General features: G+C 68.8%; 20 protein-coding genes and 3 pseudogenes. 11 read left to right on the top strand and 12 right to left on the bottom strand.

Annotated elements, in window-relative coordinates; all coding sequences use genetic code 11:
* Both FPZ47_RS20515 and cpdA read left to right on the top strand, forming a co-directional pair.
* Positions 1-454, top strand: a 454-nt coding sequence (locus tag FPZ47_RS20515) for an Rv0804 family intramembrane glutamic endopeptidase (protein WP_145039570.1), incomplete at its 5' end; no start/stop codon positions are given.
* A 74-nt stretch (positions 455-528) separates the two neighbouring features.
* Positions 529-1,482 (top strand): 3',5'-cyclic adenosine monophosphate phosphodiesterase CpdA, encoded by a 954-nt coding sequence (gene cpdA, locus FPZ47_RS20510; RefSeq protein WP_144951203.1) that lies wholly within the window; start codon positions 529-531, stop codon positions 1,480-1,482.
* Here the strand turns inward: cpdA and FPZ47_RS20505 are convergent.
* The gene (locus tag FPZ47_RS20505) at positions 1,427-3,025 is read right to left on the bottom strand and encodes a stealth family protein (protein ID WP_144951205.1); all 1,599 of its coding nucleotides are present in this window, start codon (positions 3,023-3,025) and stop codon (positions 1,427-1,429) included. The two genes, cpdA and FPZ47_RS20505, sit on opposite strands and share 56 nt — an antisense overlap.
* Before the next feature lie 251 nt (positions 3,026-3,276).
* Here FPZ47_RS20505 and FPZ47_RS20500 point away from each other — a divergent pair, with 251 nt between their 5' ends.
* The 3 genes from FPZ47_RS20500 (at position 3,277) to purM (ending at position 6,514) form a co-directional block, all read left to right on the top strand.
* A complete protein-coding gene (locus FPZ47_RS20500) occupies positions 3,277-3,672 on the top strand; it encodes a sterol carrier family protein (protein ID WP_144951207.1) in 396 nt (131 codons plus the stop codon).
* A 131-nt stretch (positions 3,673-3,803) separates the two neighbouring features.
* Positions 3,804-5,351, top strand: coding sequence for an amidophosphoribosyltransferase (purF, locus tag FPZ47_RS20495; RefSeq protein ID WP_144951209.1), 1,548 nt, complete (start codon positions 3,804-3,806; stop codon positions 5,349-5,351).
* 71 nt (positions 5,352-5,422) lie between these two features.
* Positions 5,423-6,514 (top strand): phosphoribosylformylglycinamidine cyclo-ligase, encoded by a 1,092-nt coding sequence (purM, locus tag FPZ47_RS20490; RefSeq protein WP_144951211.1) that lies wholly within the window; start codon positions 5,423-5,425, stop codon positions 6,512-6,514.
* Positions 6,515-6,577: 63 nt separating this feature from the next.
* Here purM and FPZ47_RS20485 read toward each other — a convergent pair whose 3' ends face one another.
* From FPZ47_RS20485 to FPZ47_RS20475, 3 genes are all read right to left on the bottom strand, one after another.
* Positions 6,578-6,766 (bottom strand): DUF3073 domain-containing protein, encoded by a 189-nt coding sequence (locus tag FPZ47_RS20485; RefSeq protein ID WP_144951213.1) that lies wholly within the window; start codon positions 6,764-6,766, stop codon positions 6,578-6,580.
* A gap of 145 nt (positions 6,767-6,911) precedes the next feature.
* Entirely contained in the window at positions 6,912-8,006 is a 1,095-nt protein-coding gene (ygfZ, locus tag FPZ47_RS20480; protein WP_144951216.1) for a CAF17-like 4Fe-4S cluster assembly/insertion protein YgfZ, read from the bottom strand.
* Positions 8,007-8,022: 16 nt separating this feature from the next.
* Entirely contained in the window at positions 8,023-8,394 is a 372-nt protein-coding gene (locus FPZ47_RS20475; protein WP_144951217.1) for a metal-sensitive transcriptional regulator, read from the bottom strand.
* A gap of 377 nt (positions 8,395-8,771) precedes the next feature.
* Between FPZ47_RS20475 and FPZ47_RS20470 the strand changes: the two genes are divergently transcribed.
* The gene (locus tag FPZ47_RS20470; protein WP_144951219.1) at positions 8,772-9,653 is read left to right on the top strand and encodes an aminodeoxychorismate lyase; all 882 of its coding nucleotides are present in this window, start codon (positions 8,772-8,774) and stop codon (positions 9,651-9,653) included.
* Positions 9,654-9,931: 278 nt separating this feature from the next.
* Here the strand turns inward: FPZ47_RS20470 and FPZ47_RS20465 are convergent, their stop codons facing one another.
* The 6 genes and pseudogenes from FPZ47_RS20465 to lmeA all read right to left on the bottom strand — a co-directional run bounded on the left by FPZ47_RS20465 (position 9,932) and on the right by lmeA (position 13,062).
* Positions 9,932-10,540 carry a heme-binding beta-barrel domain-containing protein gene (locus FPZ47_RS20465; RefSeq protein WP_246133386.1) on the bottom strand — a complete coding sequence of 203 codons (609 nt, stop codon included), beginning with the start codon at positions 10,538-10,540 and terminating at the stop codon, positions 9,932-9,934.
* A 305-nt stretch (positions 10,541-10,845) separates the two neighbouring features.
* Positions 10,846-11,159, bottom strand: a pseudogene (locus tag FPZ47_RS20460) (DUF1416 domain-containing protein).
* A 43-nt stretch (positions 11,160-11,202) separates the two neighbouring features.
* Positions 11,203-11,551 (bottom strand): annotated as a pseudogene (locus FPZ47_RS20455) (DUF4395 family protein).
* Positions 11,552-11,650: 99 nt separating this feature from the next.
* Entirely contained in the window at positions 11,651-11,758 is a 108-nt protein-coding gene (locus FPZ47_RS30720) for an Ms5788A family Cys-rich leader peptide (RefSeq protein WP_425461774.1), read from the bottom strand.
* Between the two features lie 5 nt (positions 11,759-11,763).
* Entirely contained in the window at positions 11,764-12,186 is a 423-nt protein-coding gene (locus tag FPZ47_RS20450) for a thioredoxin family protein (RefSeq protein ID WP_246133385.1), read from the bottom strand.
* A gap of 63 nt (positions 12,187-12,249) precedes the next feature.
* Positions 12,250-13,062 (bottom strand): mannan chain length control protein LmeA, encoded by an 813-nt coding sequence (gene lmeA, locus FPZ47_RS20445; RefSeq protein WP_144951223.1) that lies wholly within the window; start codon positions 13,060-13,062, stop codon positions 12,250-12,252.
* Between the two features lie 204 nt (positions 13,063-13,266).
* Here lmeA and FPZ47_RS20440 point away from each other — a divergent pair, with 204 nt between their 5' ends.
* The 5 genes and pseudogenes from FPZ47_RS20440 (at position 13,267) to pstB (ending at position 17,918) form a co-directional block, all read left to right on the top strand.
* The gene (locus FPZ47_RS20440; protein WP_144951241.1) at positions 13,267-14,037 is read left to right on the top strand and encodes a winged helix-turn-helix transcriptional regulator; all 771 of its coding nucleotides are present in this window, start codon (positions 13,267-13,269) and stop codon (positions 14,035-14,037) included.
* The gene (gene mshD / locus FPZ47_RS20435; protein ID WP_144951225.1) at positions 14,034-14,960 is read left to right on the top strand and encodes a mycothiol synthase; all 927 of its coding nucleotides are present in this window, start codon (positions 14,034-14,036) and stop codon (positions 14,958-14,960) included. The genes FPZ47_RS20440 and mshD overlap by 4 nt, the downstream gene beginning before the upstream one ends.
* Before the next feature lie 218 nt (positions 14,961-15,178).
* Positions 15,179-16,219, top strand: a complete 1,041-nt coding sequence (gene pstC / locus FPZ47_RS20430) for a phosphate ABC transporter permease subunit PstC (protein WP_168209514.1) — start codon at positions 15,179-15,181, stop codon at positions 16,217-16,219.
* Positions 16,216-17,106 (top strand): annotated as a pseudogene (gene pstA / locus FPZ47_RS20425) (phosphate ABC transporter permease PstA); the annotation flags it as partial. The gene pstC and the pseudogene pstA, both read left to right, overlap by 4 nt.
* Before the next feature lie 35 nt (positions 17,107-17,141).
* A complete protein-coding gene (gene pstB / locus FPZ47_RS20420) occupies positions 17,142-17,918 on the top strand; it encodes a phosphate ABC transporter ATP-binding protein PstB (protein ID WP_144951231.1) in 777 nt (258 codons plus the stop codon).
* Between the two features lie 3 nt (positions 17,919-17,921).
* Here pstB and phoU read toward each other — a convergent pair whose 3' ends face one another.
* On the bottom strand, positions 17,922-18,590 hold the full coding sequence (phoU, locus tag FPZ47_RS20415) for a phosphate signaling complex protein PhoU (RefSeq protein WP_144951233.1): 669 nt from the start codon (positions 18,588-18,590) through the stop codon (positions 17,922-17,924).
* A gap of 57 nt (positions 18,591-18,647) precedes the next feature.
* The coding region (locus FPZ47_RS20410; protein ID WP_144951235.1) for a LytR C-terminal domain-containing protein at positions 18,648-19,098 on the bottom strand (451 nt) is incomplete at its 5' end.

Raw genomic sequence — 19,098 nt, 5'->3', positions numbered from 1 at the left:
GGGGGGGGGGGGGGGGGGGGGGGGGGGGGCGGCCGCGATCGCCGGGGCGACCGCGATTGCGCCGGTGCGGCTTTCCATGTCGGCCCGTCGGCTGCCGGCATCGACGCCGGCCTGGCTGTTGTTGCGCATCCCCATCGGCACGGTGTGGGCCGAGGAGGCGGCCTTCCGCGCGGCGCTGGCTCACCTCGGGGCGCGCGCCGCCGGCGGCACCTTCGGAGGACGCCTGCTGCCGGCCGGCGCATTCGGGCTCTTCCACATCGCGGACGCGCGCGCGACGGGCGAACCGTTGGCGGCCACCGTGCTGGCCACCGGAGTCGGGGGCTGGGTCTTCGGCTGGCTCGCCGCTCGGTCCGGAAGCCTGGCGGCGCCCATGCTGGCACACCTCGCCGTCAACGAGGCGGGCGCCATCGCCGCCCTGATCGTCCAGCGCGATCGCCGGAAACGGTCCCGTTAGCGCGCGCTCCACGGCCGTATACTCGGGTCAGGTCTTGCCGACAAAACCGATACACGAGAGGGTTGGCACCCCCGGTGCACAGACTTAGGGCCGCGGAGCACCCGCGGCCGGATTTCATTCTCTTGCACGTCAGTGACACCCATCTCATTGCGCAGGGGTCCCTTTACGGAGCGGTCGATGCGGACGGCCGGCTGGGGGAGCTGCTCGAGCAGTTGACACATGCACGGCTGCGGCCCGACGCGATCGTGTTCACCGGAGATCTGGCCGACAAGGGTGAGCCCGCGGCCTACCGCAAGCTGCGCGCCGTGGTGGAGCCCTTCGCGGCCGGGTTGGGCGCCGAACTCGTCTGGGTGATGGGCAACCACGACGACCGGCCGGCCCTGCGTAGCGCGCTGCTCGACGAAGCACCGTCGATGGCACCGCTGGACCGCGTGTGCATGCTCGACGGGCTGCGCGTCATCACGCTGGACACCTCGGTTCCCGGCCAGCACTACGGGCAGATCAGTGCTTCCCAATTGGCCTGGCTTGCCGCGCAGTTGGACGCACCGGCCCCGCACGGCAGCATCCTCGCCCTGCACCACCCGCCGATTCCCAGCGTCCTGGACCTGGCGGTCACGGTGGAACTGCGCGACCAGGCCGCCCTCGGACGGGTGCTGCGCGGAAGCGATGTCCGAGCGATTCTGGCCGGGCACCTGCACTATTCGACGAACGCGACCTTTGTGGGCATCCCGGTGTCCGTGGCCTCGGCCACCTGCTACACGCAGGACCTGACGGTTGCCGCCGGCGGAACCCGCGGCAGAGACGGCGCCCAGGCCTGCAACGTGGTGCACATCTACCACGACACCGTCGTGCACTCGGTGATCCCGCTCGGCGGCGGAGAAACGGTGGGCACCTCCGTCTCTCCCGCGGAGGCGCGACGCGAAATCACCGACAGCGGCATGTTCATCGAATCGTCCCGACGGGATTCGCTGCTCAGGCACCCTTCGAGGGTGTTAACGTCATCGGCTCGGCGAACCCCGGTTGATTGACGTCGGCCGACACCTTCTCCCAGGGTGCGGGGATGGGGAAGTAGCGCTCGAGGAAGTCGACGACCCGCTCGGCCCGCTCCTCCGCGGCGACCTCGGGGAAACTGCCGTCGTTGAGGCAGAAGAAGTCCTGGTTGCGCTTCCTGCGCAGCACGGGAAGCAGGTCGAGGCCCGCCCGGCTGGTGGTGTCGACGTAGAGCACTTTGGCCTTTTCCTGCTGGACGGCGTGCCCGGTCATCAGCGCGTAGTAGTGGTAGAAGGAGTTGGTCACCGAGATATCGGTGCTGGACCGGAACTGGCTGGCCTGGGTGCGGGCGAAGTCCTCGGGGAATTCGCGTTCCATCTCCCTCAGCACGCTTTTGCGCAGTGGGACCGCGGTGTGCTCCAGATGGCGGGTCATGACCTGCCCGAACCGCTCGAAGATCAACTGCCGGTTCACCCGGGCGGCGTTCTCGAACCCACTGCGTGCGGGGTCGTTGTCACCGAGCCCGATGCGCGTCGTGGCCTCGATGAAGCGCGTGACGCCGCCCGGGGAAAAGAACATGGTCGCTTTGACCGGTCGGCCGAAGAACATGTCGTCGTTGGAGTACAAGAAGTGCTCGCTGAGCTCCGTGATGTTGTGCAGCTGGCTTTCCACCGCATGCGAGCTGTAGGTCGGCAACGCGGCGGGGTCGGAGAAATGTTCCTCGGCGCGGACGATGGTGATCTTCGGGTGGTCGGCCAGCCATGCCGGCGGGCGGGAATCCGTCGCGATGAAGATCCGACGCACCCACGGTGCGAACATGTTGACCGACCGCAGCGCGTATTTCAACTCGTCGATCTGGCGAATGCGCGCTTCGGCTCCGTCACCTTCGCCCACCAGGTACTGCGACATCTGCGCGGCGCGTTGCGCGCGGAACTCGGGATCGCTGCCCTCGACCCAGGAGAACACCATGTCGATGTCGAAGGTGACGTCGCTTGCGTGCGCGGCGAACATCCGCGCGATGGTCGGCCACTTGTAGCCATAGAGTTTGACGGTCGTCGGCTGGACCTCGCTCCGTGGCAACACGGTTCGCGTCAAGGAGTTCTCCACCGGGCAGCGGATCACGGCGTCCTCGTATACCCAGAACTGAATCTCCACGCCGAACGCCGGCCCGTACCGCAGACCCCCGGGGGCGATCCGTCGCCGATACAGCCGAACAAGACGTGGATCAGGCAGTGGGGAGAGCCGGCCTTCGGCGACGAGGACAGGTGATAGCCCCTTTTCGTCGACCGTCTTGGCGTACATGGGCTCGGCCGCGCACGACGTCACCAACGCGCGCTCGACCGCCGGGCGCTGTTCGATGTCGACCGCGAGGATCGGCCGGCCCTGGTGGTCACGGATCAGCAGGAAACCAATGCCGGCCCTGCTCAAGACCTTGCGGATGAAGACCAGGTCCTCGATTTGTGCCTCGTGGGGGGTCAGGCTGGATTCCAGCCGGGCGATTTTTCCTCGCCGGGTCACCACGAGGGGGGCCGGGGTTCGGCGGGCGGCGCGACCGCCCTCGCTCGGACCGGATCTGGCCATCGGACACCCCATTCAGTCAGCCACCGCGGAAGCTGGAGACCTCGCGCGCCGAGGCCGGCGCGGGTGGCGAGCATGCCCGACCCGTGCCGGTATCGTCCATGGTGCCGTTAAGCCGAAACCCCTGCAAGGCAGGCGGTTTAGTGAACGTTCGGACACTTGCCGGCAATGTGGACGTGGTGGCCGCGTCACACGGTGTTGGGTTCCCCGTCGGGTGCCGCGCGGCGCCCCACGCCGCTTTGAGAACCTAAGGTGTGCCCGCCCGTGACAAAGCCGATCCGGCCGCCACCCGGGCCGCGGTGCTGGCCGTCGCGGACTGGTTGCGCGACGAATCGCATCCGGCGCCCGACCGGGATGCGCTGGCGACGGCGGTGCGCCTCAGCGCACGCACCCTGGCCACCGTGGCGCCCGGCGCCAGCGTCGAGGTCCGGATCCCACCGTTCGCCGCCGTGCAGTGCGTGGCCGGTCCCAGGCACACCCGCGGTACGCCGCCCAACGTCGTCGAAACCGACCCGCGGACGTGGCTTCTGCTCGTCACCGGGTTGCTGCGGCTCGAACAGGCGAAGGCCGCGGGGACACTCACCCTGTCGGGGTCGCGCTCGGGTGAGATCGAGCACTGGTTACCGCTGTTCGGCGTCAGCCGAATATAACCCTGAACTGCAGATTTAGGGTCCTGGTGGGGATTTTTCCGAGCTCAACACGCGCTGTCCGATTCGGCGCTGCGGGCGTTGTGCCCGTAGACTCCGTTTCGTCACCCACCGTTCCCCGGGAGCCGCCGAACGTGACCGTCGCTGGAACAGATGCACCCGAGCCGGACTTCAACGCGCCCCGTGAAGAGTGTGGTGTATTCGGGGTGTGGGCCCCGGGCGAAGAGGTCGCCAAGCTCACCTACTACGGTCTCTACGCCTTGCAGCATCGCGGCCAGGAAGCCGCGGGCATCGCGGTCGCCGACGGATCCCAGGTACTGGTCTTCAAAGACCTCGGCCTGGTCAGCCAGGTGTTCGACGAGCAGACGCTGGCGGCGATGCACGGCCACGTCGCCATCGGGCACTGCCGCTACTCCACCACCGGGGACACCACCTGGGAAAACGCTCAGCCGGTCTTCCGCAACACCGCGGCCGGCACGGGAGTCGCGTTGGGGCACAACGGGAATCTGGTCAACACCGCCGAACTTGCCGCACGGGCTCGCGACGCCGGCCTGATCTCCCGTCGCGCCCCCGCCCCGGCGACGACCGACTCCGACATCCTGGGCGCGCTGCTGGCGCACGGCGCGGCCGATTCCACCCTGGAACAGGCGGCCCTCGAGCTGCTGCCGACGGTGCGCGGCGCGTTCTGCCTGACGTTCATGGACGAGAACACCCTCTATGCATGCCGCGACCCGCACGGGGTGCGGCCTCTTTCGCTCGGACGGCTGGACCGCGGCTGGGTGGTGGCCTCCGAGACGGCCGCGCTCGACATCGTCGGCGCCTCGTTCGTCCGTGACATCGAACCGGGCGAACTGCTGGCCATCGACGCCGACGGGGTTCGCTCGACGCGATTCGCCAACCCCACGCCCAACGGCTGCGTCTTCGAGTACGTCTACCTGGCCCGTCCGGACAGCATGCTGGCCGGCCGATCGGTGCACGCGACCCGGGTGGAGATCGGCCGCCGCCTGGCGCGGGAATGCCCCGTCGAGGCCGACCTGGTGATCGGGGTGCCGGAATCGGGCACCCCGGCCGCGGTCGGGTACGCGCAGGAGTCCGGCATCCCCTACGGTCAGGGCCTGATGAAGAACGCCTACGTCGGGCGCACCTTCATCCAGCCGTCGCAGACCATCCGCCAGCTCGGCATCCGGCTCAAGCTCAACCCGCTCAAAGAGGTGATCCGCGGCAAGCGGCTCATCGTCGTCGACGACTCGATCGTGCGGGGAAACACCCAGCGCGCGCTGCTGCGGATGTTGCGCGAGGCCGGTGCCGTCGAGGTGCACGTCCGTATCGCCTCGCCGCCGGTGAAGTGGCCCTGCTTCTACGGCATCGATTTCCCGTCGCCGGCGGAGTTGATCGCCAACGCCGTCGCGGACAAAGAGGAGATGCTCGAGGCGGTGCGGCACGCCATCGGCGCCGACTCGTTGGGTTACATCTCCCTGCGCGGCCTGGTTGCCGCCTCCGAGCAGCCCGCCTCGCGGTTGTGCACCGCCTGCTTCGACGGCACGTATCCGATCGCGCTGCCGGGTGAGACGGCGCTGGGCAAGAACGTCGTCGAGCACATGCTGGCCAATGCGGCGCGCGGGGCCGAATTGGACCACGCCGCGACCGGGGCCGCCACCGGGGAAGTGCCGATCGGCCGCTGACGAGGTGGCCCGTCGGCGCTGCGAGGACGTTTGACACCGGCGGCCGCTGCCGCCCGGTAGCCTTTATCGCGATGACGGATCCCGGAAAAAGCCCCGGACTAGAACCGGGCAGTCAGGGCATCACCTACGCGTCGGCCGGCGTGGACATAGAAGCCGGTGATCGCGCCGTCGACTTGTTCAAGCCGCTGGCGACCAAGGCGACAAGGCCGGAGGTGCGCGGCGGGCTGGGCGGTTTCGCCGGGTTGTTCGCCCTGCGGGGCGACTACCGCGAACCCGTCCTGGCGGCGTCCACCGACGGTGTCGGCACCAAGCTGGCGGTCGCGCAGGCGATGGACAAGCACGACACGGTCGGCCTCGACCTGGTGGCGATGGTGGTTGACGACCTGGTGGTGTGCGGCGCCGAGCCGCTGTTCCTGCAGGACTACATCGCTGTCGGCCGGACCGTGCCGGAACGACTGGCCGCCATCGTCAGCGGTATCGCCGAGGGGTGCGTGCGCGCCGGTTGCGCGCTGCTGGGAGGGGAGACGGCGGAGCATCCCGGCCTCATGGAGCCCGACCACTACGACATCTCGGCCACCGGCGTCGGCGTGGTCGAGGCCGACGACGTGCTGGGCCCCGACCGTGTCAAACCCGGGGACGTCCTCATCGCCCTGGGATCTTCCGGCTTGCACTCCAACGGCTACTCGCTGGCGCGCGCGGTGCTGCTCGAGATCGATCGGATGCCGCTCGGCGGCCACGTGGAGGAATTCGGCCGCACCCTGGGCGAAGAACTGTTGGAGCCCACCTTCATCTATGCCAGGGACTGCCTGGCCCTGGCCGCCGAAACCCAGGTCCGCACGTTCTGCCACGTCACCGGCGGCGGGCTGGCGGGCAACCTGCAGCGGGTAATTCCAAATGGGTTGGTCGCCGAGGTCGACCGGGGCACCTGGACGCCCGCGCCGGTGTTCGCGATGATCGCCCAGCGCGGCCGTGTCGGCCGTGAGGAGATGGAGAAGACGTTCAACATGGGCGTCGGCATGATCGCCATCGTGGCCCCGGAAGACACCGACCGGGCCCTGGCCATATTGACCGCGAGGCACCTGGACTGCTGGGTATTGGGCACGGTGGGCAAGGGCAAGGACGGCCCGCGGGCAAAGCTGGTCGGACAACACCCGAGATTCTGAAAAGGCCTCAACGAAGAGAAACCGTGTCGATGCGGACCGCATCGACACGGAAAGATGCGCGTTCTAGGGGCGCCAGTCGTCGGCGTCCCACGAATTGTCGGGGCCGTCGTCCAGTTCGCCGGAGTCGCCGATCTCGGCAGCACCCGTTCCCGACAACTCGCGCTGAAGCCGCTGGAAGTCGGTCTGCGGGGAGCTGTACTTCAGTTCTCGAGCAACCTTGGTCTGCTTTGCCTTAGCCCGGCCGCGGCCCATGGGGGAACCCCCTCGCGCAATAACGGAGCGGCCTAACAAGTAGGCGGCTCCGATCTCTGGTCTCTTTATTGTCCTGCCGACAGTTTACCGTGCCCACTGGCCGGTCGTCGGCGCCCCCGCCCGCTGTGGCGGACGTCATCGCCCATCATCGCGCACCGCCCCGCAATCGTTCAACGGCCAGCCGTCCCGCACCGATCCGGTCGGCGGCCGGCAGGGAATCGGCATCGATGGACGCAGCAACCCCGGCCTCCGGTCCGGTCGCCAATTCGACGTCCGCCGGCAGCCCGCGCTTGAGCAGTGCCAACGCGATCGGCCCAAGATCCACGTGCTCGACCACGGTGCCGAGGCGGCCGACGGCGCGACCGCCGGCCAGCACCGTATCGGCCGTCGCGGGCCGGTCCACCGAGCCGTCGAGGTGCAATAACACCAGCATCCGGGGCGGTTTACCGAGGTTGTGCACCCGAGCAACGGTTTCCTGCCCGCGGTAGCAGCCCTTGTCCAGATGGACGGCGCCCTCGCCGGGCCCGCCGATCCAGCCCACCTCGTGGGGGATGGTGCGCTCGTCGGTGTCGACCCCGAGGCGGGGCCGCAGCGCCTCGACCCGGTGGGCTTCATAGGCCCACACCCCGGCCGCGCGCACGCCCGCCCGGGCCAGGCGGTCGCGCCAGGCGGGAGACTCACCGCGCGGCACCAACAGGTCCAGTTCGAGTGTGCCGGCCGGACCGCCGGGCATCCGCCGCACGAATCCTCCGCCGGGGAGCGGCGCCGACGTCATCGCGGCGGGCAGCGCATCGCACCCCAGGGCGTCGAGCACGGCCGCGTCGGCGAGTCGCGGCCCGAGCAGCGACAGCACCGCCATGTCCGCGCAGTCCGGCGTGACGTCGGACCAGAAGACCATCTTGCGCAGGTACGCCAGCAGGGGCTCGCCCCGCCACGGCTCGGTGTCGAGGTAGGTGGCGCCGCCCAATTCCGTCTGAATCCAGTGGTCTTCGACCCGGCCCTGACCGTCCAGGCTGAGATTCTGCGTGCTGGCGCCCTCGGGCAGGTCGCTGACGTGCTGGCTGGAGATGCTGTGCAGCCAGCTCTGCCGGTCGCCACCGGTCAGGACGAGCACGGCGCGGTGCGAGCGGTCCACCAGGACCGCGTCGTTTGCCGCCGCGCGCTGCTCGCCCAGCGGATCGCCGTAATGCCAGATGGCGCCCGCGTCGGGCCCGGTCTCGGGTGCGGGGACTGCCCTCATGTGCGCCGCTCCCTTCTCATCGCCCCAACTCTACGGACGCCGCCGGCGGTGAAGCGGTCGGTTCACCGGCCGCGGAGCCGTTCAGCTGTGCCTGCGGACCCGTGAGCGCCGGCGTGAACTTGACCGCGTCGATCAGTTCCTCGATGGCAGCATCCCCTCGGCCATTGCGCACCGCGGCCGAGAAGCAGGTCTCCAGGTGGTTGTGCAGCATCACGCGGTTTGCGCGCTCCAGCGACGACTGGACGGCCGAGATCTGCTTCATCACGTCCACGCAGTAGGCATCCGACTCCAGCATCCTGATGATCCCGTCCAGGTGTCCCCGCACGGTCTTGAGGCGGTTCAGCGCGGCGCGCTTCTTCGACGTCAACTCGTCGTCCGTCGCTCCCATCAACGTCGCTGATCCCCTTTGGACGGGTCGGGACGCTCGGCGACGCCACCGCCGAGCGCAGGCTTTCGGAAATCCTCGAAATCCATGGTAACCCTTTACTATCCCACCCCACCCTGGGTGGGAAACGGGCGGTGTCGTGCCTGGCCGGTCCTGCGGACATGCGGCGTTACGCCCAGATGTGCCACCGGCACAACCACATAACTCGTACCGTCGACGCCGATCCCCGGCGGGGCGCGGACCACCACGGCCTCGACCTCCCCGGATCTCGCCGCGCAGCTGCGGGCGCGCGTGTCGAGCATGTACGAGTCACTGATCGCCGTGTCGACCCGCTGCGCCCGGCTTCGCCGCGCTTGCGATCGCCACTAGGCTGCTCTTCCATGACAGGCCAGGCGGGTGTCATCGTCACACTGGACGGCAACATCCATCCGCCCGGAACGCCGCTGCTGTACGCCGACGATCTCGCGGCGGTCCGCGGCGACGGCGCCTTCGAGACGCTGTTGATCCGCGACGGCAGAGCCTGTCTGATCGACTCGCATCTGCAGCGCCTGACCCAGTCGGCCAAGATGCTGGACCTGCCGCCGCCGGAACTCGCGAGCTGGCGCAGCGCGATCGACGTGGCCACGCGCCGGTGGGTGGCGCACACCGACGACGAGGGTGCATTGCGCTTGATCTACAGCCGCGGCCGCGAGAGCGGCTCGGCGCCCACCGCCTACGTGATGGTCAACGGCGTCCCGGAACGAGTCGCGGCCGTTCGGCGCGACGGCCTGACGGCGATCACGCTGGATCGCGGATTGCCCGCCCTCGGTATCGACGCGATGCCCTGGCTGCTGGCCGGGGCCAAGACGCTGTCCTACGCGGTCAACATGGCCGCATTGCGCCAAGCGGCCCGGCAGGGTGCCGGTGACGTGGTGTTCGTCAGCTCCGAGGGCTACGTCCTGGAAGGCCCGCGTTCAACTGTGGTCATCGCCACGCAGTCCGGCGCGGAAAACCCATGCCTGCTCACACCGCCGCCGTGGTATCCGATCCTGCGCGGCACCACTCAACAAGCGCTCTTCGAGGTGGCCCGGTCCAAGGGTTACGACTGCGATTACCGCGCCTTGCGCATCGCGGACCTTTATGCAGCTCAAGGGGTTTGGTTGGTGTCGAGCATGACGCTGGCCGCCCGTGTGCACACCCTCGATGGCCGTCGGCTGCCGCGGTCTGCGAGGGCCGCAGAATTCGCGGGCCTGATCGACGCGGCTGTCGTCAGCGATCGCTGAGAAGTGAATTGTGTTGTCGGATCGCCGATTTGCAGGTACGGTCGGCCGTACACAAGAAAGGAGGTGGTCCGCGAAATTGATAGCTTCATGGACATGTGAGGTGGCTGCGCGCTAGCAGCATCGGCTCGGCAGAGAAGAGCTGGCGGCCAATGCGCGCTGGCGAATCCACCGCAGTCACCCGGCCCCCGAGCATCCGGTCGTGTCCGACCAGGAGCTTTGCTCGGGGGCCGCTCCACGTCCGGACCCGATGTGATCCCCGAAAGCGCCAGGGCGAGGCGCTATCCGGCAAACCGCGACAGGCGCGCCGACAGATGCGGCACCAGCCCGCCGTCGGCATCCACCCGTTCCTCGACGTAGGCCAGGTCGCCGCCTTCGACGATGCCGTAGAGGCGCTTGGCGCCGCCGACGAGCACCCCCGACCTACTGCGTGCCAGGGCGTCGGTCACCAACTCCCACGACGACTGGTTGCGCGGCCGCCCGTAGAACAACTCGACGTATCCGGCGGAATGAGCCAGCAGCAACTCGATGGCCTGCGACTCGCTCGGATCGTCGGGGTCGTTGACGAAACGCCAGAAGCCCGTCTCGCGCAACCCGGGTCCCTGGTAGCCGCCCGTCTCGCTGAGCCGCCAGGACCGGGCCTCCCAATTCAGGTAGTCGCCGCCGTCGTGCGAGACCACGATCTGCTGGCCGAACCGGTAGTCCCCGTCGTGTCCGCGGCCTTCGCCTTCCCCGCGCCACACACCCACCAGCGGCAGCAGCGCCAGCAGTGCGTCGTGGAGGTTCGCGCCTTCGCGCAGGTTTGCGGTGTCGGCCGGAAGCGGCAGATCGTCGAACGCCGGGATGTTGCGCGCCGCCGTCACCTTGGCGCGTTCGGCAGCGGCAGCCATGGCGCGGTCGCCGAAGGCGGCACCTTCCGGTCCGTCAACGTTGGCGTCAGAGGAGGTCACGACTCGTCAGTGATCAGTCGGTACAGCGTGTACAGCGCGAACCAGGAGATGATCACGACCGCCAGCACCAGCACGATCTCGAAGAACAACACCACGGGGACGAGTCTATTCGCCGACGGCACGTGCCGCGGAGCCTGCCGCCGTCCCTCCTGCATCGGGCGTGAGTCCTGGGCGGCGACACGCCGAAAAGCCGCGCCCTGTGTTCACGCCGAAAGCCGTGAGTTCACAGTCGGCCCCCGAAGTCGTCAGGCGATCTTGACGTCCACCGCGTGCACGCCGGCGCCCGATGGCGCGATCACGGCGTCGCCGTTGCCCGAAGCGGACAGTGCGCGCAGCCTCCAGACTCCGGTGCGGCGAAGATCCGCAAGTCCCCGCCGGCCGAGCCGATGACCTCGGCGGTGAAATCGTCCGACGAGTCCGGCAAGCGGACGAACGCGCCGGCCACGGCCCGCCCGTCTCGGTCCACGACGGGGCCGGTGATCACGGTCTCCGTCGCCGGGTCGGCTCCGGAACGCTTGTGGGCAAGTGTCACGTCAACTCCTCGGTCGAGCCGGGGCATCCACCGGACGGCGGGAACCGGACCGGAAACGCGCCACGAGCGGTTAGACCCGGCAGCCCAGACAGATGCCGAACGCGGCGTTGCGGAAGGCTGCCGGCAGCACGGCCGCGGTGGCCACGACGCCCGCCACGAAGGCGCCGTCGGCGACCGGTCCCAGCCGCGGTGCCGGCAGGGTGGCGAACACCCGCCCGTAGGGGTGACGGCGCGGACCGCCGAGGGCGCCGGCGGCAAAGACCACGGCCTGCAGCCCGGGGATGATCGCTGCCGCTGCCGGGCAGCGACGCCGCAATCAACAGAGCGGACGTCAGGACGGCGGTCGTCACCCAGGCGGCGAACCTCGGCCCACGCGCGTCGACGAGGTCCGGGCGAAGGCGACGGTTGATGGTGCACATGCTGCTGGCCCTGGGGGTGGCTGGTGCACGGAGACGGTGGAAGACAGGCCACGCTCGGCCTCCGGGGTTGCTGCGGGGTGCGCGCGGAAGCGCCCCTACTCAGCAGCTACAGCAACAGCCCGCGATGCGGCACAGATCGACTGCGTCACGCTTGGTGAGCATGGGCTCGAAGCGGGCTGACACGCCGGCAGGTTCACCCAGCGGCATGGCCGTCAAGTCAGCAGCGGTTCCAGCGCGGAACGCAGATCGGCCGCCGTGGGTACACCGGAGGCCCGGTAGCGCTGGTGTCCGTCGGCGTCGAAGATCAACGTGGTGGGCAGCGACAGCACCGCGAAGCGGCGGGCTGCGCGCGGATCGGCGTCCAGGTCGATTTCGACGTGGGCGACGCCGCCCAGGTCGTCGCAAACGTGGCCGACCACCCGGCGAACCCGATCGCACGGTCCGCACCACGGGGCGCTGAAGTGCACGACCGTCGGACCGGTGCGGGACAGGCCCAGATCGTCCATGCCGCCGGCGTCATCGCGGGCCGACGCCGGGCGCACCTCCCTGATCGCTCCCGAGCGCCGGGTCAGCAACCACCCTGCCAGCGTTGCCACGACAGCCGTCGCGGCGATGGCGGCCAGAACGGTGCTCACAAGCGCCGCTCCTCCTCATCGCCTCGCTCTGCATCGTCGTCGGCGCGGGTCACGAGCGACGGCTCACGATTGCCTGAACTCTTCCAGCGTGATGGTCACGTCATAGGTGATGCCTTCGATGATGACGTCCGAACCGCGCGCCCCGACGGTTTGCGGCGCCACGCCGAACGGCAGCGTCTGGCCGGGCAGGCTGGAGCTGAATGCGTGCAGCACCGCATCGCGCTTGTCGTCCGGAACCGGTTGATTCGCGGTGTCCGGCCCGGTGAGAACCCCGGTGGGCGTGAACACCAGGGTCGCCTGGTTGCCGGGGGCCATGGACAGATCGACCGAGACGCTGACCCGGTGATCGAAGCCGGCCGATTTCGGCGTGCCGGTGAACACCAGGCCGTGGCTGCCGGAGATACCTGATTCGGTGGTGCCGCCGGTCGCATCGTTGGTTTCCCGTGGGGGTGCGTCGACCATCAGGTCGCTGATGCCCAGGTATCGGCCCAGGTGCACGGAGTCGATGATGATGCGGCTCTCCAGCTCGCCCACCGGAAGCTTCGCCTCGGGCCTGATCAGCCAGGAAGCGTACGTCAGATCGATCGAGTGCATGGTGGCTTCGAGGGTGGCCTTGCCGGTCAGCGCGTGATCGACCGCGTTGGCCTTGATCTCCAGCTCGTTGTAATGCCGGCGCATCGCCTCGGGGATGAAGGGGAACGCCAGGATGGCCACAAACGGGTCCGAGCCCAGCTTTGCCACCTCGCGCACGGTCGTCGACAGCCGGTACTCGGCGTAGATGCTCGTTCCGTAGTCGACGCCGACGGCGCCTGCGGCCACCACGGCCACGGTGATCACCGCGGCCGCCGGACCGATCAGCACCTTGCGCACCCGCATATTGTGGCCGAGCCGGCGCCGCGTTCGCCGCGAGGTACGTCTCCGGGGTACCTCACGCGACCGCGAGCACTTGGTCACAGTCGCCACCAGAGCGCTCGATCGCGAGGCCAAAGACCAGGTGGCACGTTATCGTTAGATGACCTGGCAACTAACGCGACGTTGCGTCCCGCATTGGGAGATGCCTTTCCCATGGGCTGGAGGGGCTTGTTGGAGCTACTACTGTTGACCTCGGAGCTGCATCCCGACCCCGTCCTGCCGTCGTTGTCCCTACTTCCCCACACCGTGCGGACGGCCCCGCCGGAACCATCCTCTTTGCTGGAGGCCGGAACGGCGGACGCCGTGCTGGTCGACGCGCGCACCGACCTGTCCTCGGCGCGTGGTCTTTGCCGCCTCCTGAACACGGCCGGCCGATCGGCCCCGGTCCTGGCCGTGGTGACCGAAGGCGGTCTGGTGGCGGTCAGCGCGGACTGGGGGCTCGACGAGATCCTGCTGCCCAGCACGGGGCCCGCCGAAATCGACGCCAGGCTCCGGCTGGTGGTAGGGCGTCGCGGCGACCTGGCCGAGCAGGAGAGCGCGGGCAAGGTGAACCTCGGCGAGCTGGTGATCGACGAAGGCACCTACACCGCGCGGCTGCGGGGCCGCCCGCTCGACCTGACCTACAAGGAATTCGAGTTGCTCAAATATCTGGCCCAGCATGTCGGCCGCGTGTTCACCCGCGCACAGCTGCTGCACGAAGTGTGGGGCTACGACTTCTTCGGCGGCACACGCACCGTCGACGTGCACGTGCGCCGGTTGCGTGCCAAACTCGGTCCCGAACACGAGGCTCTGATCGGCACGGTCCGCAACGTGGGTTACAAGGCTGTCAGGCCCGCGCGCGGCCGGGTGCCCAGCGCCGACCCCGACGGCTCCGAGGATGCCGAGCCCGAGGCCGAGGAGCTGCCAGGCCCGTTGGCCGACCCCGCGCGCAGTCAGTGACCCCGTCCGGCTGGCGGTCCGGGCTGACCGCCGACGAGCAGCGGCAGGTGCGCCAATTGGTTTCGGCGGCAACAGAATTCGACGGCGTCACGCCCCTCGGCGAACAGGTGCTGCGCGAACTCGGGCACGACCGCACCGAGCACCTGCTGGTTTCCGAATCGTCGAACAATGCGCTCGTCGGCTACCTCAACCTCAGTCCGCCACGCGACGGGGACACCGGGATGGCCGAACTGGTGGTGCACCCACAGGCCCGCCGAGGTGGCATCGGCGCGGCGATGGGTCGGGCGGCGCTGGCAAAGACCGCCGCCCGCAACCGTTTCTGGGCGCACGGCACGCTGGAGGCGGCCCGGGCGACCGCGTCCGCGCTGAACCTGGTCGCCGTGCGGGAACTCGTCCAGATGCGGCGCTCGCTGCGCGACACCCCCCCGGTGGAACCGGCCGGCGGGATGCGGATCCGCACCTACGCGGGCCCGGGCGACGACGCCGAACTGCTGCGCGTGAACAACGCTGCGTTCGCCGAACACCCCGAACAGGGTGGGTGGACCGCGGCCGACCTCGCCGAGCGGCGCGCCGAACCGTGGTTCGACCCGGCGGGGCTGTTCTTGGCGTTCGGCGACTCGACCAGCGACGAGGCCGGCCGGTTGGTGGGCTTCCACTGGACCAAAGTGCATGCGGATCAACCGGGCCTGGGCGAGGTCTACGTTCTGGGCGTCGACCCGTCCGCGCAGCGCCGCGGCATCGGGCAGGTGCTGACGGCCATCGGCATCGAGTCGCTGGCACGCCGGCTGGCCGGTGCTGCCGACCCGACGGTGATGCTGTACGTGGAGTCGGACAATGTCGCCGCGCTGCGGACCTACGAACGCCTGGGCTTCACCCGGTACAGCGCCGACACCGCCTACGCGGTCTCGTCCACCGCCGGCTGAGCGAACCGCAGGCAGCAGTGGCGGGGGGCCGTACGCGGGAACCGGGAACCTACCCGTTGCTCCTGGCTACGTGCGAGTCGTTGCGCACCGCGGCCGCCAACAACGCGCAGTCCGTCCTGACATCTGCCGGCTGTGTTCGCCTACCCGATAAAGTCGAGGAGCGGTGATCAATTGGGCGCAAGGAGCGACAGCGCGACTGTGACGGGATCACGGTGACAATGCCTGCAGTGCCGAACCCGGCCGACGCGGGTTCGGGCGCGGTCGTGGCCGCGCCCTTCCCCGAGGCCCCGGTGGTGCCGATCAGCCCATGGGGCCAGGGGCAACCGCAGGTCGGCGACAGGGTCTTCCGCCGGCTCGCGCAGGCTTCGGGCGCCCTGATGGTTGCGCTGATCGCCGCGATCGGCGGTTTCCTGCTGCTGCGCGCCATCCCGGCGCTCGAGCGCAACCGGGAGAACTTCTTCACCTATGGCGGAGCCTGGGTCACGACAGACACCTCGGCGATGCACTTCGGCATGCTCGATCTACTGCAGGTCACCATCCTCGTGGCGCTGTTCGCGCTGTTCCTGGCCATGCCGGTCGCCCTGGGCGTGGCGTTGTTCATCACGCAGTACGCCCCGCGGCCTCTTGCCGGCCCGCTGGCGTACGCGGTCGACCTGTTGGCCGCGGTGCCCTCGATCATCTATGGCGTGTGGGGTCTGCAGGTGTTGGCGCCTCGCCTGCGGCCTATCGCGTCCTGGCTGAACCACGCCCTGGGCTGGTGCTTTCTCTTCGCCGGCGGGAACACCCCGGCGACCGGGGGCGGCACCGTCTTCACCGGCGGCCTCGTGCTGGCGGTGATGATCCTGCCGATCACCACCGCGGTCACCCGCGAGGTGTTCGTCCAGACGCCCATCGACCAGATCGAGGCCGCGCTGGCGCTGGGCGCCACCCGGTGGGAAGTGGTCAGGACGACCGTGCTGCCGTTCGGGAAGTCCGGGTACGTCAGCGGCGCGATGCTGGGCCTGGGTCGCGCCCTCGGCGAGACGATGGCCCTGCTGATCATCCTGCGGGGAGCCCGGGCCGCGTTCGGCTGGTCGTTGTTCGACGGCGGCTCCACCTTCGCGACCAAGATCGCCGGTGCCGCTTCGGATCTGGACGACCCGTACCGGGCGGGTGCCTATATCGCCGCCGGTCTGGTTCTTTTCGTGCTCACTTTCCTGGTCGACGCCCTCGCGCGCGGCGCGGTCGCCGGGATCGGGCGCAGAAGAAGCGGCCGATGACCTCGATCCTGGACCGCCCGCTCAAGGCCCGGACGTTCCCCGGCCTCGGCCGGCGTCGTCGAGTCGTGAACAATCTCGCCGGCCTGTTCGTGACGACGTCGATGGTCGTTGCCCTGGCGCCACTGGTCTACGTGCTGTTCTCGGTGATCGCCAAGGGGTACAGGGCGATCGCATCGGCCGCGTGGTGGACGCAGTCGCAGGCGGGTATGACGGCGTTCGTCGCCGGCGGCGGCGCCTACCACGCGATCGTCGGCACGCTGTTGCAGGGATTGGTATGCGCGGTCATCTCGGTCCCGATCAGCATCATGGTGGCGATCTACCTGGTCGAGTACGGGGGCGGCACGCCGCTGGGCAGGGTGGCCTCGTTCATGGTGGACGTCCTGTCCGGGGTGCCGTCGATCGTGGCGGCGTTGTTCATCTACACCCTGGGGGTGGCGACGTTCGGCCTCGCCCGCTCCGAGTTCGCGGTGTCGCTGGCCCTGGTGCTGTTGATGCTGCCGGTCATCGTGCGAGCCACCGAGGAGATGCTGCGGATCGTGCCGGTGGATCTGCGCGAGGCGAGCTACGCGCTGGGCATCCCGAAGTGGAAGACCATCGCCCGGATTGTGATTCCCACCGGGCTGTCCGGCATCATCACGGGCATCATGCTTGCGGTGGCCAGAGCGTTGGGGGAGACGGCCCCGTTGCTGATCCTGGTCGGTTATTCGCAGTCGATGGGCTGGGACATCTTCCACGGGTTCATCGGGTCACTTCCGGGCATGATCTACGACCAGGCGTTGGCCGGTGCGGGCGTCGACCCCGTGCCCACGGATCGGTTGTGGGGCGCCGCCCTAACCCTCATCCTGGTGATCGCCGTCATCAACATCGGGGCCAGGGTGATGTCGAAAATCTTTGCCCCCGCAAGTCAAGGCAGGAGCACCAGGTGGCCAAGCGGTTGGACCTCAAGAGCGTCGACATCTATTACGGGTCGTTTCAGGCCGTCGCGGATGTGACGCTGTCGGTTCTGCCCCGGAGCGTGACGGCGTTCATCGGCCCGTCCGGTTGCGGCAAGACGACCGTGCTGCGCGCGCTGAACCGGATGCACGAGGTGGTTCCCGGCGGCCGCGTCGAGGGCGAGGTGCTGCTCGACGACGAGGACATCTACGGCCCGGACGTCGACCCGGTCGGTGTGCGCCGGGCGATCGGGATGGTGTTCCAGCGCCCGAACCCGTTCCCCGCCATGTCGATTCGCAACAACGTGGTGGCGGGCCTGAAGCTGCAAGGTGTCCGCAACCGCAAGGTGCTCGACGAGGTGACCGAACATTCGCTGCGCGGCGCGAACCTGTGGGACGAGGTCAAGGACCGGTTGGACAAGCCGGGCGGTGGACTGTCCGGCGGTCAGCAGCAGCGGCTGTGCATCGCGCGTGCCATCGCCGTGCAACCCGATGTGTTGTTGATGGACGAGCCGTGTTCGGCGCTGGACCCGATCTCGACGATGGCGGTCGAAGACCTGATCAGTGAGCTGAAGCAGGACTACACGATCGTCATCGTCACCCACAACATGCAGCAGGCTGCCCGGGTCAGCGACCTCACGGCGTTCTTCAACCTGGAAGCCACCGGCAAGCCCGGCCGGCTCATCGAGATCGACGACACGGAAAAGATTTTCTCCAACCCGAGCGAGAAGGCCACCGAGGACTACATCTCCGGCCGCTTCGGCTGAGGTCTAGTCGGAGGAGGCTTTGTTCTCCTCTTCGGGGAGGCTGCCGGTCGCCTGGAAGATGACGCGCCGCGCCACCTCGACCGCATGGTCGGCGAAGCGCTCGTAGAACCGGCCCAGCAGTGTCACGTCAACGGCCGCGGCCACGCCGTACTTCCATTTGCGGTCCATCAGCACCGAGAACAGATGCCGGTGCAGATCGTCCATGGCGTCGTCTTCTTCGCGGATGCGGGCGGCCTTCTCCGGGTCGCGGGACAGCACCACCTCTTGCGCGCTGTTACCCAAATCGACTGCGAGCCTTCCCATTTCGGCGAAGTATCCGTTGACTTCCTCCGGCAGCGCGTGCTGGGGATGCCGCCGGCGGGCGATCTTGGCGACGTGCAGGGCCAGCGCGCCCATCCGGTCGATGTCGGCGACCATCTGGATGGCGCTCACGATCGACCTGAGGTCGCCCGCGACCGGTGCCTGCAACGCCAGCAGCACGAAGGCGCTCTCCTCGGCGCGGGCGCTCATCGCCGCGATCTGCTCGTGGTCGGAGATCACCTGTTCGGCCAGCACGAGGTCGGCCTGCAGCAGGGCCTGGGTGGCGCGCTCCATGGCAACGCCCGCCAGCCCGCACATCTCGCCAAGCCGCTCGGACAAGCCCGCAAGCTGCTCATGGTAGGCGGTCCGCATGCCGCCAAGCCTACGTTCTCGACGTCGAAAACGGCGACCGGACGCTCGGCAATCAGGCTATTCGCAGGTGGTGTCGGCCGCGTTGGTGACCGTCAGGTCTTCGGGCAGCTTGGTCGGCGTGTCGCCGGAGCTGCGCTCGATCTGCACGCTGACCGGTGAGCCGGTCGGCGGCGGATCGGCGACGGAGTTGAAGTCCGGGCCGAGCACCACCTGGACGACCTGACCGTAGCCCGACACCCGGTGCACCTTGGAAGTGGCGAACGCCGACGCCACCGTCGCGGCGGCCTGTTCATTGCCGGGAGAGAAGAACACCGTCGTGGCCTTCAGTGCACTGGGGTAGTCGTCGGGTGTCATCACGTTGAACCCGTCCCGCTTGAGCTGCGTGGTGGCGGCGGCGGCGAGCCCGGATTTGGCGGTCGCGTTGGACACCCGCACCGTCACCTCGCGCGGCGAGGTCGTCGTCACCTGTTCGCGCCGGATCTCGGGGCTCGGGGCCGGGGTCTTGGCC

Origin of the sequence: Mycobacterium helveticum, assembly GCF_007714205.1 — a bacterium.
Classification (GTDB): Bacteria; Actinomycetota; Actinomycetes; order Mycobacteriales; family Mycobacteriaceae; genus Mycobacterium; species Mycobacterium helveticum.
The sequence above is the reverse complement of the archived record's forward strand: the minus strand, read 5'-3'. Positions and strand labels throughout refer to the sequence as shown.

What these genes read in the sequence shown, in the direction of transcription:
- FPZ47_RS20505 (WP_144951205.1), bottom strand. Translation starts at nt 3,025, where the DNA reads ATGGCCAGATCCGGTCCGAGCGAGGGCGGTCGCGCCGCCCGCCGAACC.
- purM (WP_144951211.1), top strand. Translation starts at nt 5,423, where the DNA reads ATGACGGATCCCGGAAAAAGCCCCGGACTAGAACCGGGCAGTCAGGGC.
- FPZ47_RS20485 (WP_144951213.1), bottom strand. Translation starts at nt 6,766, where the DNA reads ATGGGCCGCGGCCGGGCTAAGGCAAAGCAGACCAAGGTTGCTCGAGAA.
- ygfZ (WP_144951216.1), bottom strand. Translation starts at nt 8,006, where the DNA reads ATGAGGGCAGTCCCCGCACCCGAGACCGGGCCCGACGCGGGCGCCATC.
- FPZ47_RS20475 (WP_144951217.1), bottom strand. Translation starts at nt 8,394, where the DNA reads ATGGGAGCGACGGACGACGAGTTGACGTCGAAGAAGCGCGCCGCGCTG.
- FPZ47_RS20470 (WP_144951219.1), top strand. Translation starts at nt 8,772, where the DNA reads ATGACAGGCCAGGCGGGTGTCATCGTCACACTGGACGGCAACATCCAT.
- FPZ47_RS20465 (WP_246133386.1), bottom strand. Translation starts at nt 10,540, where the DNA reads ATGGCTGCCGCTGCCGAACGCGCCAAGGTGACGGCGGCGCGCAACATC.
- FPZ47_RS30720 (WP_425461774.1), bottom strand. Translation starts at nt 11,758, where the DNA reads ATGCCGCTGGGTGAACCTGCCGGCGTGTCAGCCCGCTTCGAGCCCATG.
- lmeA (WP_144951223.1), bottom strand. Translation starts at nt 13,062, where the DNA reads ATGCGGGTGCGCAAGGTGCTGATCGGTCCGGCGGCCGCGGTGATCACC.
- pstC (WP_168209514.1), top strand. Translation starts at nt 15,179, where the DNA reads ATGCCTGCAGTGCCGAACCCGGCCGACGCGGGTTCGGGCGCGGTCGTG.
- phoU (WP_144951233.1), bottom strand. Translation starts at nt 18,590, where the DNA reads ATGCGGACCGCCTACCATGAGCAGCTTGCGGGCTTGTCCGAGCGGCTT.